We start from the raw sequence: 14,554 nt of genomic DNA, 5'->3' as shown, positions 1-14,554 counted from the left end.
TGCAAACGTGTCTGGCGTGCGACGGTTCCGGCGACGCGGGAACTCTGGCGCTCAGCGCGCCGTCATCGCCTTGCGGAAGGCTTCCAGCGTCTCGGCGCTGACATGGTGCTCGATGCCCTCGGCATCGATGCGCGCTGTCTCCGCACTGACACCGAGCGAGCGCAAGAAAGCTTCCACCGTCTGGTGGCGGATGCGGCTTTCCTCCGCGACTTTGCGGCCGGCTTCGGTCAGGAACACGCCACGATAGGGCTTTCTCGACACCAGACCGTCGGCGCACAGCCTGGTCAGCATCTTGGCCACCGTCGGCTGCGCGACACCGAGCCGTGCGGCGATGTCGACCTGACGCGCCTCGTTGCCGTCTTCGATCAGGTCGGCGATCAGTTCGACATAATCCTCGACCAACGCACTGCGGCGCGCTTCGCGCTGCTGCCGGAAGCCCTCCGAATGAATTTCGGCGTCGAGCAGCGGCTCGCGCGGAACTGGTCTGTTCTTCAGCACCAATACGCGCTCCTCCCAGGACTATTTGCCATCCATGCTTTCATAGCACGGGCTCTGATTCTTCAGGCCGTTTATTTGCATTCCGCAACAGGTGCAACCGGGGCTTCCGATCGCCGTTTCACCCGATGGCCGCCAGCCGGATAAAAAGCAACGACAATGAAATATAGCATATTGCATAATGTTGAGCCATGGCATAGCTTAAGGCAACATCGTCCAGTCTCGCGGAAAGCCCTCCTTCATGTCCGAAGCCGAAGCCACAGCCTCCCGTTCCTCATGGCGGTTCGCCAGGCCCGACGAGGACGAGCAGCCCAGCCTGCGCGAAGTCAATTCCTCTATCGCCGTGCCGAACTCGGGCGTCTGGTTCCGTCGCCTGTTCGCCTTCATGGGTCCCGGCTACATGGTCTCGGTCGGCTATATGGACCCCGGCAACTGGGCGACCGACCTCGCCGGCGGCGCCCAGTTCGGTTACACGCTGCTGTTCATCATCATGCTGTCCAACCTGATGGCGATCCTTTTGCAGGCGCTGGCGGCACGGCTCGGCATCGCCACCGGCCGCGATCTCGCCCAAGCCTGCCGGGCCTATTATCCCCGGCCGGTGAACTTCGTGCTGTGGATCGCCTGCGAGCTGGCCATCATCGCCTGCGACCTGGCCGAAGTCATCGGCACCGCGATCGCATTGCAGCTTTTGTTCGGCATTCCGCTGATCGGCGGCGCCATGCTGACGGCGCTCGATGCCTTCCTCGTGCTGCTCCTGATGAACAAGGGGTTTCGCTATCTCGAAGCCTTCGTCATCGCGCTTTTGATCATCATCTTCAGCTGCTTCGCCATCCAGATCTTCGTCGCCGCCCCGCCGGCCGGTTCGATCCTGCATGCCATGTTCGTGCCGTCGTCGGAAATCGTCACCAATCCGGCGATGCTCTACATCGCCATCGGCATCATCGGCGCCACCGTCATGCCGCATAATCTCTATCTGCACTCCTCGATCGTGCAGACCCGCGCCTATGAACGCACCGACAAGGGCAAGCGCGACGCCATCAAATGGGCAACGACGGACTCGACCATCGCCCTGATGCTGGCTTTGTTCGTCAACGCCTCGATCCTGATCGTGTCCGCGGTCGCCTTTCACAACACCGGCCACCAGGACGTCGCAGAGATCGGCCAGGCCTTCGAGCTGCTGTCGCCGCTGCTCGGCCTCGGCATCGCCTCGATCCTGTTCGCGGTGGCGCTGCTGGCTTCCGGCCTGAACTCGACGGTGACGGCCACGCTCGCCGGCCAGATTGTTATGGAAGGCTTCCTGCGCCTGCGCATCCCCAACTGGGCACGCCGGCTGCTGACGCGCGGCCTCGCCATTATCCCGGTGGTGGTCGTCACCGCGCTCTATGGCGAAAAGGGCACCGGCCAGTTGCTGGTGTTCAGCCAGGTCATCCTGTCGATGCAACTGCCCTTCGCGGTCGTCCCGCTGGTGCAGTTCGTCTCCGACAAGAAGAAGATGGGCAATCTCGCCATTCCGCGCGGCGTCGCAGCCCTTGCTTGGGTGGTCGCCGCGATCATCCTGGTGCTCAACTTCAAGCTGCTCTACGACACCATGTTCGGGGTCGGCTGAGTTCCGCTTCGCCTGGAAACCGGCTGCCCTCTGCGCAGGGGGCAGCCTCGCGACAAATCGGCAATCCGCGCTATGTTTTCCGGCATCATGACCCGGATCGAAGACATCAGGAAATTCTACGCGCGGCTGCTGGCCGCCAATGCCGGCTCGCCCGACCCACGTCTGGAAGCGGCTTTCGCCGACGTGCCGCGCGAAGCGTTTCTCGGTCCCGGGCCGTGGACGGTCGTCGCCGGCAACGGCAAGGTCAGAACACCGAGCGCCGATCCGGCTCATATCTATCAGAACGTGCTGGTGGCGCTCGACGACGACAAGGGCATCAACAATGGCGAGCCATTCCTGCACGCCATGTGGATTGGAAAGCTTGAACCGAAACCCGGTGAGGCGGTTTGCCATATCGGCGCCGGCACCGGCTACTACACCGCCGTGCTGGCCCGGCTGGTTTCGCCAGGCGGCATCGTCACCGCTTTCGAACTCGACGAGAAGCTGGCCGATCTGGCGCGGCAAAATCTCGAAGCCTATGGCAATGCGACGGTGGTCCATGGCGATGCCGTGACGACGCCCCTGCCGCCATCCGACATCATCTATGTCAATGCCGGCGTCGCAGCGCCCCCGGCCGGATGGCTGAAGGCGCTGCGGCCAGGCGGCCGCATGATCTTTCCCTGGCGGCCGGCCGCGCGCGTCCCGCTGGCGGTGATGGTGACACGCACGCAAAAAGGCTTCGCCTGCGATCCGTTCATGCGGTCGTGGTTCATTCCCTGTGTCGGCGCCTCGGTCGCGGACCCCGCGGCGATGATCCCCACCGGCGAGCAGGCCGCGCGCAGCCGCTCGATCTGGCTGGCGCAGGACAGGGCGCCGGACGACACCGCCACCGCCATATCAGGCGATGTCTGGTTCTCGTCGGAAAATCTCCACACCGAGCCTCGCAAGCAACGGTGATTTTCCAAAATTTCGTCCTGTCCTGTCGGACCGGTGGCTCGTCGCCCGTCCTTGGGCTGAAGTCCGCCACGACGGCGTGGACCGAAGAACGGGAGCATTGGAATGAGAAAGATTATCTCTGCGACATTCATCAGCCTCGACGGCGTCATGCAGGCGCCCGGCGGCCCGCAAGAGGATCCGGTCGGCGGCTTCAAGTTCGGCGGCTGGACCTTCCATTACTTCGACGAGGCGGGGGGCGCGGCGATGGATGAACTGTTCTCCAAGCCTTTCGCCCTGCTTCTCGGCCGCAGGACCTACGATATCTTCGCCGCCTACTGGCCATATCAGAAAGATCCGATCGCGGATGCCTTCAACCCTGCGACCAAATATGTCGCGACGCATCGGCCCGACACCCTCACCTGGCAGAACACGCAATCGCTCGGGCCTGATATCGTTGCGGAGTTGCGCCGCCTCAAGCAGGAGGATGGACCCGACCTGCTCATCCAGGGATCGGGCAACCTGATCCAAACGCCGCTCGCCAACGGGCTGATCGACGAGATCCGGCTGATGGTCTTTCCGCTGTTGCTGGGTAACGGCAAGCGGCTGTTCGGCGACAGCGCGATCCCGGCCGCCTTCAAGCTCATTAAGTCGCAGGCAACCGGCACCGGCGTCATCATGGCGACCTACGAACGCGCGGGCGAGGTCAAGGTCGGGTCGTTTGTCACGGGAGAGCCGTCGGAAGCCGAGCTCGAGCGGCGCAGGAATTGGAAGTAGCGGGACGGCCTTGGCACCTTTCCTCTCCCTCCGGAGGGGGGAGAGGAACCCCAGTTCTGAGAAGCTTCAAGCAGCGACTGGTCGCCGCGCCAGCCCTTCCCGTATATGCCGTGCGAATTCCTGCGCCGCGGGCCCTACCCCATGCCTCGGCAGATGCAGGTTGATGGCAAAATTCGGCAGCGGCGGCAGGCCGGACTCCGATGGCAATATGTCGAGATCGGCTGGCACCGTGGAGGCCAGCCAGGTGGTGACGGCGAGGTCGGAGCGCACCGTCGCGGTCGTCGCGTCGATGTTGCCGTTCTCGAACACGGTGCGCCACTCCAGCCCATGCTCACCGAGCGCCGCCAGCACAGCCGGCCGGAAAGCGCAGGTGTCGGCGACGATCGAGACCGGCAGCGGCCGCTTGGCGCGGGCAACGCCGCCCTTGGCACCGACCCAGACCAGCCGGTCAACGACGAGGCATTCGCCGGCCGACGGGCCGGCGCATTCCTCGATCACGGCAAGGTCGATGGTCCCGGCCGCAAGGGCAGCAGTCAATTCTGGCGACGAGGCGCAGACCAGCGATATCTCGACCTGCGGATAGGTCTCGGCATAGGTCTTCAGCACCGGCGCCAGCAAGGTGCCGACAAGGTCGTAGGGCACGCCGAGCCGCACCTGGCCGGCCACCGGGCTCCCAGCCATTTCGGCCCAGATCTCGTCATTCAAGGCCAGCAGCCGCTTGCCCCTGCCGAACAGCTGTTCACCGGCGCGCGTCAGCCGCAAGCCGCGCCGGTCGCGCTCGAAGAGGCTCGAGCCGAACGCCTCCTCCAGCCGTTTGACCTGCTGGCTGACAGCACCTTGCGTCAGGTGCAGTGCATTGGCCGCCGCTGTCATGCTGGCCTTGTCGGCGACGGTGATAAAGGTGCGGATCAGCGCCGTGTCGAGATTTCGGATCATGGTTGGCATTATGCTTGCTAATGTCAACCATAGCAAACATTGCATTTACTGAAGTTCGTGCGCAGCTACGATGGCAGCCCTCCCACCGAGGACGCCGCATGCTCGAGCCCATTTTCCCGCTCATCCTGTTTGCCATCGTCGCCACCACCACGCCCGGCATCGCCACGACCCTGTCGACGGCATCGGGCGCACAGTTCGGCTTTCGCCGTTCCGTACCCCTGCTGATCGGCAGCGCCGCCGGCCTCGCCACGGTGACGAGCGCCGCCGCCGCCGGGCTCGCCGGCCTGCTGCTCGCCGTGCCCTCGCTGCAACTGGCGATGAAGGTCACCGGCTCACTTTATCTCGTCTGGCTGGCGATCAAGATCGGCCGCAGCGGACCGCCTAATCTGGATGTGAACATGACCAGGCCGAACAGCTTTCTCGGCGGCGCCGGCATTCAATGGATGAACCCGAAGGGATGGGCGATGGGACTGGGCGCCGCGGCGTCGTTCGCGGCATTGGCCAGCGGACCGATGCAGCTCGCGCTGCTGCTCGGCGCCACTTTCGGCCTCGCGGCCGCCGCCTCGCTTTCACTGTGGTGCGTGGCCGGCATGGTGCTGGCGCGGCTGCTCAAGACCGAATGGCAATGGCGCGCGCTCAACATCGTGCTGGCGCTGGTGCTGGCCGCCTCGATCATTCCGATGTGGCGGTCGGCGTAAAGCGCTCAGGCCAAAACCCGCGCCAGCCCCCCACCCTGACCTTCGGTCCGACCTCCCCACAAGGGGGAGGTGGGGAGTCCAGCTTTTCGCACCCCACAAGACCATTGTCGCATGGGCGGACAAGCCGCGTCCCCAACCTTCCCCCTTATGGGGGTCCGAAGGACGGGCGAGACCCGTGGCTCGCCCCGGCAAGTCGCTGCGAAGCAGCGGGGGGGGGGTCCTGGTTCGCAAAGCGAACCAGCCTCTCAAACGTCAAACCCCGTAACGCGCCGCCGGCTTGTCGGCGTGCAGGCTGCCGTAGAAGGCTTGCCGGGCGCCGAGGAATGTGTCGAGCTTGGCCGCATCGGCAAGCGCGGGCACGGTGACCGCCTCGCCTTTGGCCAAGCCGACAAGTGCGGCATCGACCATGTCGTCGGCGGTCATGATGATCTCCTTCGGAACGTTGGCGATATCGGTGCCGGCAAGTTCCCAGAAATCGGTCCGGGTCGCGCCCGGCAGCACCACCTGCACCTTCACATTGGTGCCCTCGACCTCACGGTGCAGGGCTTCGGTGAAGTTGACCACATAAGCTTTGGTGCCGCTGTAGATGCCGCCGAAGGAGGTGTCGAAGGCGAGCACCGAGGCGATGTTGACGATGCCGCCGCGGTTGCGTGCCAAAAGCCCCGGCAGCACGGCGCGGGTTAGACGCGTCAAGGCGATGGTGTTGACCTTGATCATGCGCTCGGCCGCGTCGACATCGGCGGTGGCCACGACGGCCTGGCCGCCGATGCCGGCATTGTTGACCAGCAGTGTGATGCTCTCGTCGGCTGTTACAGCTTGCTCGACGCGGCGCACATCATCGTCGTTTGCAAGATCGGCGCTGATCACGCCGACCTTGCGGCTATAGGTCTGGCGCAGCTTCCCGGCCAGTTCCTCCAGCCGGTCGGCGCGCCGCGCCACCAGCACCAGATCGTAGCCCTGCCCCGCCAGCCGGTCGGCATAGACCGCGCCGATGCCCGACGAAGCACCGGTGACGACCGCCGTGCCCTTTTTGCCCTGTCCACTCATTGTCCTGTTCCTTCTTCAACTGATCTTGTTCGTTTCGAATGACCCCCGGCGCCGTGGCATCTGCCGCGCTGCCGAAAGCCGCTTGATCTGATTTAGTGGCATATACCACTAATCGTGAAGTAGGCATATGCCACTATCTTGTCAATGAGACGGGCGGGGATTATTTGAGGGGAGCAGCCGGGCCTCATTCCCCGGCGCCAGGGACCATCATGTCAAAGGACAGCCTGCCCGGCCTCACGCTCTGCAACAACGCCGCGCTGCGCCGCGCGGCGCGCAAGCTCGGCAAGTTTTATGATGATGTGGTGGAGCCGTCAGGCCTCAAGGCGACGCAGCAGGGCCTGCTCTACCAGATCCATATGGGCGATGAGCCGGCGATGGGCGCCATCGCCACGTCGCTGATCATGGACCTGTCGGCGCTCGGCCATACGCTGAAACCGCTGATCCGCGACGGCTATGTCGAGACCTTCGCCGACCCGGAGGACCGCCGCGTCAAGCGTGTACGACTGACGCCAAAGGGCCTGGACAAGCTCGAGGAAGCGATGAAACTGTGGCAAATCGCCCAGCAGCGTTTCGAGGATGTCGTCGGCAAGGACAAGGCCGAAGATTTGCGCGCGGCTCTGGATGAGATCGCCGCGCTGGATTTTGATCTGCCGCCGGCCACGCCCTAAGGCCAGCGTTTGCCAAAGACTCTACTCGGCAGGCATTTCTACAGGCCGAGCCGCCCAGCGGCCGGCGACCACGACGCCAAGCCCGACGATCGGGAAGATCGCGGCGACCAGGCCGAGATCGGCCGGCGCGCCGTAGCGCAGCACGGCACCACCGACCACGGCACCCAGCGCCACGCCGAGATAGAGCGCCGAGGCGTTGAGCGACAGCACGATCGGGGCGGCATCGGGCGCCAGCTTGATGATGCGGCTCGCCTGTGCCGGCGGGAACGCCCAGCCGACGATGCCCCACGGCACCATCATCGCCATCAGCGCCGGCCCGGCAATATGGTGCGGCAGGAAGGTCGGGATAACCGACAATAAGACCAGCATGGCTGCACTCAGCGCCAGCGACCAGCCGACGGTGCGGGTCGCGCCGAACCGGTCGGCGGCCTGGCCGCCGCCAATGTTGCCGATGACGGCGCCGACGCCGAAGGCGAGCAGCATGCCGGGCAGCGCGATCTGGCTGAGACCGCCGCCCTCGATGGCAAGCGGCGCGACATAGGCAAAGACTGTGAAGGCGCCGATCAGCGCCAGCACTGTCGTCAACAGGATCGGCATCACGCCGGGACGCAGCGCTGCCGCCAGCCTGCGCTTCAAGGGCAGCCTGGTGCCAACGATGCCCTGCGGCAGCCGGTACCACAGGATCGCGCCCGCAAGCGCGCCAAGGCCGGCGATGGCAAAGAAGGTGCCGCGCCAGCCGGCGACGGTGGCAACGAGCGCGCCCAGCGGCGCACCGAGCGCAACGGCCACAGTGGTGCCGCCGACGACGACGGCGATGGCACGCGCCCGGTGATGATCATCGACCAGCGCCACCGCCGTGCCTTGCGCGGTTGCGGCGAACAGGCCCGACGACAGCGCCATGACGATGCGCGCGACCAGAAGCAGTTCGAAGGAGGAACTCAAGGCGGCGGCGATGTTGCCGATGACGAAGAACACCAGCGTCCACAGGATGACGCGGCGCCGGTCCCATTCGCCGGTCAGCGTCGCCAGGATCGGCGTGCCGACCGCATAGGCGAGCGCGAAGGCGGTGATCAGCGTGCCGGCCAGCGGAATGGAGATGCCGGCATCCGCCGCGATGTCGGGCAGAAGGCTGGAGATGACGAAGCCTTCGGTCGAGATCGTGAACGATCCGAGCGCGAGCCAGAAGAGGCGCTTGTCCATGGCGGGATGTCCTTAGTTCAAAAGTTATTGAACAATTGGACATAATGGGGCATCATGTCAATGAAGCCAGGGAAAAATAGCTGAACCTTCCTGACAGCCCTGTGTCAGCACAGGTCGGGCGGGGTTCGCGCGAGACGGAGAAAGGCCATGTGGAGCCAACAATGATGGATGCGTTGAAATCGGACCCGACTGTGCTTAGTTTCGAGCCATGACCTTGCCACACCCCAATACGGACCAGATCAGCCTGCCGATCGTGCTTGGCGTGCTCGGCGACCCGACGCGGCTTGCCATCGTGCGCTATCTCGCCAGCAAGCAGGGCGTGCCGCTGAACTGCAGCCAGTTCCTCGATTTCGGCTCGAAGACCAATCTGAGCTACCACCTCGCCAAATTGCGCGAGGCCGGCGTCACCCGCGCCGAGGTGGTCGGCACCAACCGCATGATCACACTGCGCCGGGCCGATCTCGACGCCCGCTTCCCCGGCCTGCTCGACAGCGTCATCGCCGCCGCCGGCGACGATCCCGCACTGCCGGCGGTTGGCGGCCACGATATCGAAGTGCACGCCCGACCCTGAAGGACTTGGGTTCTTCGCCCACGAACGTGGGGAAAAGGAAAAGCGGCGTCACACAGGAGCTTCCCGAAATGCGCATCGCCGTCCTCGCCGACATCCACGGCAATGTGCTGGCGCTCGACGCCGTGCTTGACGACCTGCGCCGGCGCGGCGGCGCCGACCTGACCGTCAATCTCGGCGACAGCGTTTCCGGCCCGCTATGGCCGCGCGAAACGATGGAACGGCTGCAGGCGCTGAACCTGCCGACGGTGCGCGGCAACCACGACCGCCGTGTTGCCGCCGACCCCGCTGATGACACCATGTGGCCCTCCGACGTCTATGCGCAGGAGCGGCTGACCGAGGCACAGCGCCAGGTGCTGTTCGCCCAGCCGTTGACGCTGGAGATCGCACCCGGAATCATCGCTTTCCACGCCCGTCCCGACCATGACGAGAAATATCTCACTGATACGATCGCCAATGGCCAGCTGGTGCGCGCGCCGCTGACGGCGATCCGTCGGCGGCTGAAGGCGCTCGACCCGGCTGGCCGCATCGCGCTGTGCGGCCACAGCCACCGCGCGGAACTGATCCGCGTCCCCGACGGTCCCGTCATCTTCAATCCGGGCAGCATCGGCTGCCCTGCCTATGACGATTCCACGCCGCCGGCGCATGTCTCCGAGCAGGGCTCGCCGCATGCGCGCTACGGCATTGTCACCCTGGGCAGCAACGGCCAGCCCGACGGCTTCGAGGCCATCGCCGTCGACTACGACCACGAGGCGGCCGCCAGGCAGGCCGAACAAGCGGGCCGGCCGGAATGGGCTCACGCGCTCAGAACCGGGTTCATGCCCCTGCCCGGCTGAAGGCTGGCGAAACGGCGGCCCGAATTTTCGGGCTTACATGGCGCCGCGTCGTCCCTTATAAAACCGGCCGGGCTTGCGGCGGGCTCGATCCGCCGCGGCACGGTATCAGCGCACGGCCAAACGATGAGGCGCACAGTTACGCTCCGAACAAACCTCAATGCGCTGATTGCTGCTCCGCTGCTGATGACGGCGTGGCCGGTGATTGCCCCCGCTATGGCTGAAGAGATGGCCCAAGAGGCGCCGGAGCTCGTCATCTCCGTCGTCACCGGCCTGGCGCCGGACGACCTTCTCAAGGTCCGCACCACCGCATCGCCGGTCGCCACGGTCGAGGCGCGGCTGAGCAGTGGCGACATGGTCACCAATCTCGGCTGCAACGACATCAACGGCTACAAATGGTGCAAGGTCGAGAGCACGGGCAAGGAGAAGCTGAGCGGCTGGGCGCCGGCGCGCTATCTCATCCCCCTCAATCCGACCCCCTATGTCGAAGGTGAGCCAAGACCGGCCGGTGCGCCGGTGGTTGCCTCCACCGGCAGTGGGGCCGAGCAGGCCTCGGCGCCAGATCAATCGCAGGCCATCGGCTCGGCCGACAGCCCTCAGGTCGCACCGCCCGACCTGACGGCCCGGCTTGGCGGCGCCGGTCCGGCAGCCGAAAGCACGCCGAAATCGCCTGAGGAAATCGGCCACGCCGCCATGCAGGACGCGTACCTACTGGCGCTGGCGGCGCCTGACGTCCCGCTTGATTCCGCTCCGACGCCGGCTTCTGGCCCCGAGATTCCCTGCGCCCGCTATGTCGGCCAGCCGATGGAGCGCTGCAAGGTCAGCGTGGTGCACAGCGCCGACAAGGCGAACATCACTGTGACCTGGCCCGATGGCGGCACGCGCATCATCTCCTTCCGTGCCGGCCAGCCGGCCGGTTCCGACGCGCCCGGCGACTTCCGCTTCACCAGGGAAGGCAGCCTCAACATGATCCGTGTCGGCGTCTCGGAGCGGTTTGAGATCACGGATCAGTTGGCGCTGGGGAATTAGAATTTAGGGGAGTAAGGGAGTAGGGGAATAAGGGAGTATGTTTGGAATGCCCTCGAACCCAACCTACTCCCCTACTCCCCTACTCCCCTACTCCCCTACTCCCCTACTCCCCTACTCCCCTACTCCCCTACCTCGCATTTTCGGGGTTACATCAGTCAAAACTCTTCCCTATAAGGCCCTCCTAGCCTGATACCAGAATCGCGAGCACAACCGGCCGGGTCTTCCCGTCCCGGTTTTTTGTGCAAGCCGCCCGCCGAACGGACCTTTGACATGCCAAGACGCACTGACATCAAGTCGATCCTGATCATCGGGGCCGGCCCCATCGTCATCGGCCAGGCCTGCGAATTCGACTATTCCGGCACGCAGGCCTGCAAGGCGCTGAAGGAGGAAGGCTTCCGCGTCATCCTGGTCAATTCCAACCCGGCCACCATCATGACCGACCCGGAACTGGCCGACGCCACCTATATCGAGCCGATCACGCCTGAAGTGGTGGCCAAGATCATCGCCAAGGAGCGGCCCGACGCGCTGCTGCCGACCATGGGCGGCCAGACCGCGCTCAACACCGCTCTGTCGCTGCGCCGCATGGGCGTGCTCGAGCGCTACAATGTCGAGATGATCGGCGCCGATGCTACCGCCATCGACAAGGCCGAGGACCGCGCGCTGTTTCGCGAGGCGATGAAGAAGATCGGCCTGGAAACGCCGAAGTCGATGCTGGCCAACGCCACCGACGTCAAGAACACCGACCGCAAGACGCATGAGGCCGAGCGCGCCGCGCTCAAGGCCGAGAAGCCGGCCGATCTCGACGCTGCGCTCGACGCCTTGGAAACCCGCTGGAACCTCGGCGAAGGCGACCGCAAGCAGCGCTATATCAGCCATGGCATGGCGATCGCCGCCCAGGCGCTCGACCATGTCGGCCTGCCGGCCATCATCCGCCCCTCCTTCACCATGGGCGGCACCGGCGGCGGCATCGCCTACAACCGCGCCGAATTCTACGAGATCGTCCAGTCCGGCCTCGACGCCTCGCCGACCACCGAAGTGCTGATCGAGGAGAGCGTGCTCGGCTGGAAGGAGTATGAGATGGAGGTCGTCCGCGACAGAGCGGACAATTGCATCATCGTCTGCTCGATCGAGAACATCGACCCGATGGGCGTGCATACCGGCGACTCGATCACCGTCGCCCCTGCCCTGACGCTGACCGACAAAGAATACCAGATGATGCGCAACGCCTCGATCGCCGTGCTGCGCGAGATCGGCGTCGAGACCGGCGGCTCCAACGTGCAGTTCGCCGTCAACCCGGCCGATGGCCGCCTCGTCGTCATCGAGATGAACCCGCGCGTCTCGCGCTCTTCAGCTCTGGCTTCAAAGGCGACCGGTTTCCCGATCGCCAAGATCGCGGCGAAACTCGCCGTTGGCTACACGCTGGACGAGCTGGAGAACGACATCACCGGCGGCGCGACGCCAGCCTCGTTCGAACCGAGCATCGATTACGTCGTCACGAAGATCCCGCGTTTCGCCTTCGAGAAATTCCCCGGCGCCGAGCCGGTGCTGACCACCGCCATGAAGTCGGTGGGCGAAGTCATGGCCATCGGCCGCACCTTCCAGGAATCGCTGCAGAAGGCGCTGCGTGGACTGGAAACCGGCCTGACTGGTCTGGACGAGATCGAAATCCCCGGTCTCAGCCATGGGGGCCTCGGTTCCGCCAATCATGCCGACGACCGCAACGCCATTCGTGCGGCGCTCGGCACGCCGACGCCCGACCGGCTGCGCATGGTGGCGCAGGCGATCCGCATGGGCACCTCGCTGGAAGACGTGCACGCCATGTGCAAGATCGACCCGTGGTTCCTCGAACAGATCGCCGGCATCGTCGCCATGGAAGCCCGCATCCGCGAGCACGGCATTCCCGAGGACGCCGTCAACCTGCGCATGCTGAAGGCCATGGGTTTCTCCGATGCCCGCCTCGCGTCGCTGACGAAGACCGACGCCGAAGTGATTCAGAAAGCTCGCGAAAAGCTCGACGTTCATCCGGTTTATAAACGCATCGACACTTGTGCGGCCGAGTTCGCCTCGCCCACCGCCTACATGTACTCGTCCTATGAAGTGCCGTTCGCCGGCGCGCTGGCCAACGAGGCGCAGGTGTCATCGCGCAAAAAGGTCGTCATCCTCGGCGGCGGGCCGAACCGCATCGGCCAGGGCATCGAGTTCGATTATTGCTGCTGCCACGCCGCGTTTGCGCTGCGCGACGCCGGCTATGAAGCAATCATGATCAACTGCAACCCCGAGACCGTGTCGACCGACTATGACACGTCAGACCGGCTCTATTTCGAGCCGCTGACGGCGGAAGACGTGCTGGAGATCCTGCGCGCCGAACAGGCCTCGGGCGAACTGGTCGGCGTCATCGTCCAGTTCGGCGGCCAGACGCCGCTGAAGCTGGCGGATGCGCTGGAGAAGGCCGGCATTCCGATCCTCGGCACCTCGCCCGACATGATCGATCTCGCCGAAGACCGCGACCGCTTCCAGAAGCTGCTGCACAAGCTCAACCTCAGCCAGCCGAAGAACGGCATCGCCTATTCGGTCGAGCAGGCCCGCCTGGTTGCCGGCGAGCTCGGCTTCCCGCTGGTGGTGCGCCCGTCCTATGTGCTGGGCGGCCGTGCCATGCAGATCATCCATGACGAGGGCATGCTGCAGACCTATCTGCTCGACACCGTGCCCGGCCTGGTGCCGGAGGACATCAAGCAGAAATACCCCAACGACAAGACCGGCCAGATCAACACGCTGCTGGGCAAGAACCCGCTGCTGTTCGACACCTATCTCAGTGGTGCCATCGAGGTCGATGTCGACTGCCTCTGCGACGGCAAGGCGACCTTCGTCTCCGGCATTCTGGAACACATCGAGGAAGCCGGCATCCATTCGGGCGACAGCGCCTGCTCGCTGCCGGTGCATTCGCTGCCTTCCGAACTGGTCGACGAGCTGGAGCGCCAGACGGCAGCCCTTGCCCGCGCGCTCAATGTCGGCGGGCTGATGAACGTGCAGTATGCGATCAAGGACGGCACGGTCTATGTGCTGGAGGTTAACCCGCGCGCATCGCGCACCGTGCCCTTCGTCGCCAAGACCATCGGCCGGCCAATTGCCAAGATTGCCGCCCGCATCATGGCCGGCGAGAAGTTGGAAGACGCCTTCGCCCATTACGGCGCCATGCCCGACCCCAGGAACCCCGGCCACATCGCGGTCAAGGAAGCCGTGTTCCCCTTCGCCCGCTTCCCCGGCGTCGACATATTGCTCGGCCCGGAAATGCGCTCGACCGGCGAGGTCATGGGCCTCGACCGCGATTTCGCGCTCGCCTTCGCCAAGAGCCAGTTGGGCGCCGGCGTCGACCTGCCGCGCTCCGGCACGCTGTTCGTCTCGGTGCGCGACGAGGATAAGAAGGGCATCTTGCCGGCGGTGAAGCGCCTCGCCGGCCTCGGCTTCAAGGTGCTGGCCACCTCCGGCACCCAACGCTTCCTCGCCGAAAACGGCGTGGTAGCCGAAAAGATCAACAAGGTCCTGGAAGGCCGCCCCCACATCGAAGACGCCATCCGCAACCGCCAGGTCCAGATCGTCTTCAACACCACGGATGGCCAGAAGGCGGTGTCGGACTCGAAGTCGCTGCGGCGGGCTACGCTGATGCAGAAGGTGCCGTATTACACGACGCTGTCGGGTGCGGCGGCGGTTGCGGAGGCGATTGCGGCGCTGAAGGCGGGGAGTTTGGAGGTTCGGCCGCTGCAGGAGTATTTTGCGTGACGACGCAC

13 protein-coding genes are annotated in these 14,554 nt (G+C 65.0%); 9 read left to right on the top strand and 4 right to left on the bottom strand.

Translation table 11 applies throughout. The annotated features are described in order from the left end of the window. Positions 1–51: 51 nt before the first annotated feature. Positions 52–501 carry a manganese-binding transcriptional regulator MntR gene (gene mntR, locus A9K65_RS12005; protein WP_024504117.1) on the bottom strand — a complete coding sequence of 150 codons (450 nt, stop codon included), beginning with the start codon at positions 499–501 and terminating at the stop codon, positions 52–54. A gap of 235 nt (positions 502–736) precedes the next feature. Between mntR and A9K65_RS12000 the strand changes: the two genes are divergently transcribed. The 3 genes from A9K65_RS12000 (at position 737) to A9K65_RS11990 (ending at position 3,790) form a co-directional block, all read left to right on the top strand. After that, positions 737–2,101: an Nramp family divalent metal transporter gene (locus A9K65_RS12000; RefSeq protein WP_013530120.1), complete on the top strand. Its 1,365-nt coding sequence runs from the start codon at positions 737–739 to the stop codon at positions 2,099–2,101. A gap of 87 nt (positions 2,102–2,188) precedes the next feature. Continuing rightward, on the top strand, positions 2,189–3,037 hold the full coding sequence (locus A9K65_RS11995) for a protein-L-isoaspartate O-methyltransferase (protein WP_064994779.1): 849 nt from the start codon (positions 2,189–2,191) through the stop codon (positions 3,035–3,037). A gap of 102 nt (positions 3,038–3,139) precedes the next feature. Beyond that, a complete protein-coding gene (locus tag A9K65_RS11990) occupies positions 3,140–3,790 on the top strand; it encodes a dihydrofolate reductase family protein (protein WP_064994548.1) in 651 nt (216 codons plus the stop codon). Positions 3,791–3,856: 66 nt separating this feature from the next. Here A9K65_RS11990 and A9K65_RS11985 read toward each other — a convergent pair whose 3' ends face one another. Next, positions 3,857–4,726 carry a LysR substrate-binding domain-containing protein gene (locus tag A9K65_RS11985; protein WP_084016003.1) on the bottom strand — a complete coding sequence of 290 codons (870 nt, stop codon included), beginning with the start codon at positions 4,724–4,726 and terminating at the stop codon, positions 3,857–3,859. A 98-nt stretch (positions 4,727–4,824) separates the two neighbouring features. Between A9K65_RS11985 and A9K65_RS11980 the strand changes: the two genes are divergently transcribed. Continuing rightward, positions 4,825–5,424 (top strand): LysE family translocator, encoded by a 600-nt coding sequence (locus A9K65_RS11980; RefSeq protein WP_064994546.1) that lies wholly within the window; start codon positions 4,825–4,827, stop codon positions 5,422–5,424. A gap of 252 nt (positions 5,425–5,676) precedes the next feature. On the opposite strand, the gene A9K65_RS11975 is transcribed toward A9K65_RS11980, so the two are convergent. Beyond that, positions 5,677–6,471 (bottom strand): SDR family oxidoreductase, encoded by a 795-nt coding sequence (locus A9K65_RS11975; protein WP_064994545.1) that lies wholly within the window; start codon positions 6,469–6,471, stop codon positions 5,677–5,679. Between the two features lie 209 nt (positions 6,472–6,680). Between A9K65_RS11975 and A9K65_RS11970 the strand changes: the two genes are divergently transcribed. Then, positions 6,681–7,139, top strand: coding sequence for a MarR family winged helix-turn-helix transcriptional regulator (locus A9K65_RS11970; protein ID WP_013530114.1), 459 nt, complete (start codon positions 6,681–6,683; stop codon positions 7,137–7,139). Positions 7,140–7,160: 21 nt separating this feature from the next. On the opposite strand, the gene A9K65_RS11965 is transcribed toward A9K65_RS11970, so the two are convergent. Beyond that, complete coding sequence (locus A9K65_RS11965) at positions 7,161–8,339, bottom strand: MFS transporter (protein ID WP_013530113.1); 1,179 nt, start codon at positions 8,337–8,339, stop codon at positions 7,161–7,163. A 208-nt stretch (positions 8,340–8,547) separates the two neighbouring features. On the opposite strand from A9K65_RS11965, the gene A9K65_RS11960 reads away from it, so the two are divergent. The 4 genes from A9K65_RS11960 (at position 8,548) to carB (ending at position 14,546) form a co-directional block, all read left to right on the top strand. Continuing rightward, positions 8,548–8,910, top strand: coding sequence for a helix-turn-helix transcriptional regulator (locus A9K65_RS11960; protein WP_013530112.1), 363 nt, complete (start codon positions 8,548–8,550; stop codon positions 8,908–8,910). A gap of 68 nt (positions 8,911–8,978) precedes the next feature. Then, positions 8,979–9,743 carry a metallophosphoesterase family protein gene (locus A9K65_RS11955; protein WP_064994544.1) on the top strand — a complete coding sequence of 255 codons (765 nt, stop codon included), beginning with the start codon at positions 8,979–8,981 and terminating at the stop codon, positions 9,741–9,743. Positions 9,744–9,866: 123 nt separating this feature from the next. Next, positions 9,867–10,769, top strand: coding sequence for an SH3 domain-containing protein (locus A9K65_RS11950; protein WP_064994543.1), 903 nt, complete (start codon positions 9,867–9,869; stop codon positions 10,767–10,769). Positions 10,770–11,039: 270 nt separating this feature from the next. Beyond that, on the top strand, positions 11,040–14,546 hold the full coding sequence (carB, locus tag A9K65_RS11945) for a carbamoyl-phosphate synthase large subunit (protein WP_064994778.1): 3,507 nt from the start codon (positions 11,040–11,042) through the stop codon (positions 14,544–14,546). Positions 14,547–14,554 lie beyond the last annotated feature (8 nt).

This window comes from Mesorhizobium sp. WSM1497 (genome assembly GCF_001672455.2).
Taxonomy (GTDB): domain Bacteria; phylum Pseudomonadota; class Alphaproteobacteria; order Rhizobiales; family Rhizobiaceae; genus Mesorhizobium; species Mesorhizobium ciceri.
The sequence above is the reverse complement of the archived record's forward strand: the minus strand, read 5'-3'. Positions and strand labels throughout refer to the sequence as shown.

Bases quoted from the DNA above. Each gene is read 5' to 3' on its own strand.
- A9K65_RS12000 (WP_013530120.1), top strand. From the start codon at position 737: ATGTCCGAAGCCGAAGCCACAGCCTCCCGTTCCTCATGGCGGTTCGCC.
- A9K65_RS11995 (WP_064994779.1), top strand. From the start codon at position 2,189: ATGACCCGGATCGAAGACATCAGGAAATTCTACGCGCGGCTGCTGGCC.
- A9K65_RS11990 (WP_064994548.1), top strand. From the start codon at position 3,140: ATGAGAAAGATTATCTCTGCGACATTCATCAGCCTCGACGGCGTCATG.
- A9K65_RS11985 (WP_084016003.1), bottom strand. From the start codon at position 4,726: ATGATCCGAAATCTCGACACGGCGCTGATCCGCACCTTTATCACCGTC.
- A9K65_RS11980 (WP_064994546.1), top strand. From the start codon at position 4,825: ATGCTCGAGCCCATTTTCCCGCTCATCCTGTTTGCCATCGTCGCCACC.
- A9K65_RS11975 (WP_064994545.1), bottom strand. From the start codon at position 6,471: ATGAGTGGACAGGGCAAAAAGGGCACGGCGGTCGTCACCGGTGCTTCG.
- A9K65_RS11970 (WP_013530114.1), top strand. From the start codon at position 6,681: ATGTCAAAGGACAGCCTGCCCGGCCTCACGCTCTGCAACAACGCCGCG.
- A9K65_RS11965 (WP_013530113.1), bottom strand. From the start codon at position 8,339: ATGGACAAGCGCCTCTTCTGGCTCGCGCTCGGATCGTTCACGATCTCG.
- A9K65_RS11960 (WP_013530112.1), top strand. From the start codon at position 8,548: ATGACCTTGCCACACCCCAATACGGACCAGATCAGCCTGCCGATCGTG.
- A9K65_RS11955 (WP_064994544.1), top strand. From the start codon at position 8,979: ATGCGCATCGCCGTCCTCGCCGACATCCACGGCAATGTGCTGGCGCTC.
- A9K65_RS11950 (WP_064994543.1), top strand. From the start codon at position 9,867: ATGAGGCGCACAGTTACGCTCCGAACAAACCTCAATGCGCTGATTGCT.
- carB (WP_064994778.1), top strand. From the start codon at position 11,040: ATGCCAAGACGCACTGACATCAAGTCGATCCTGATCATCGGGGCCGGC.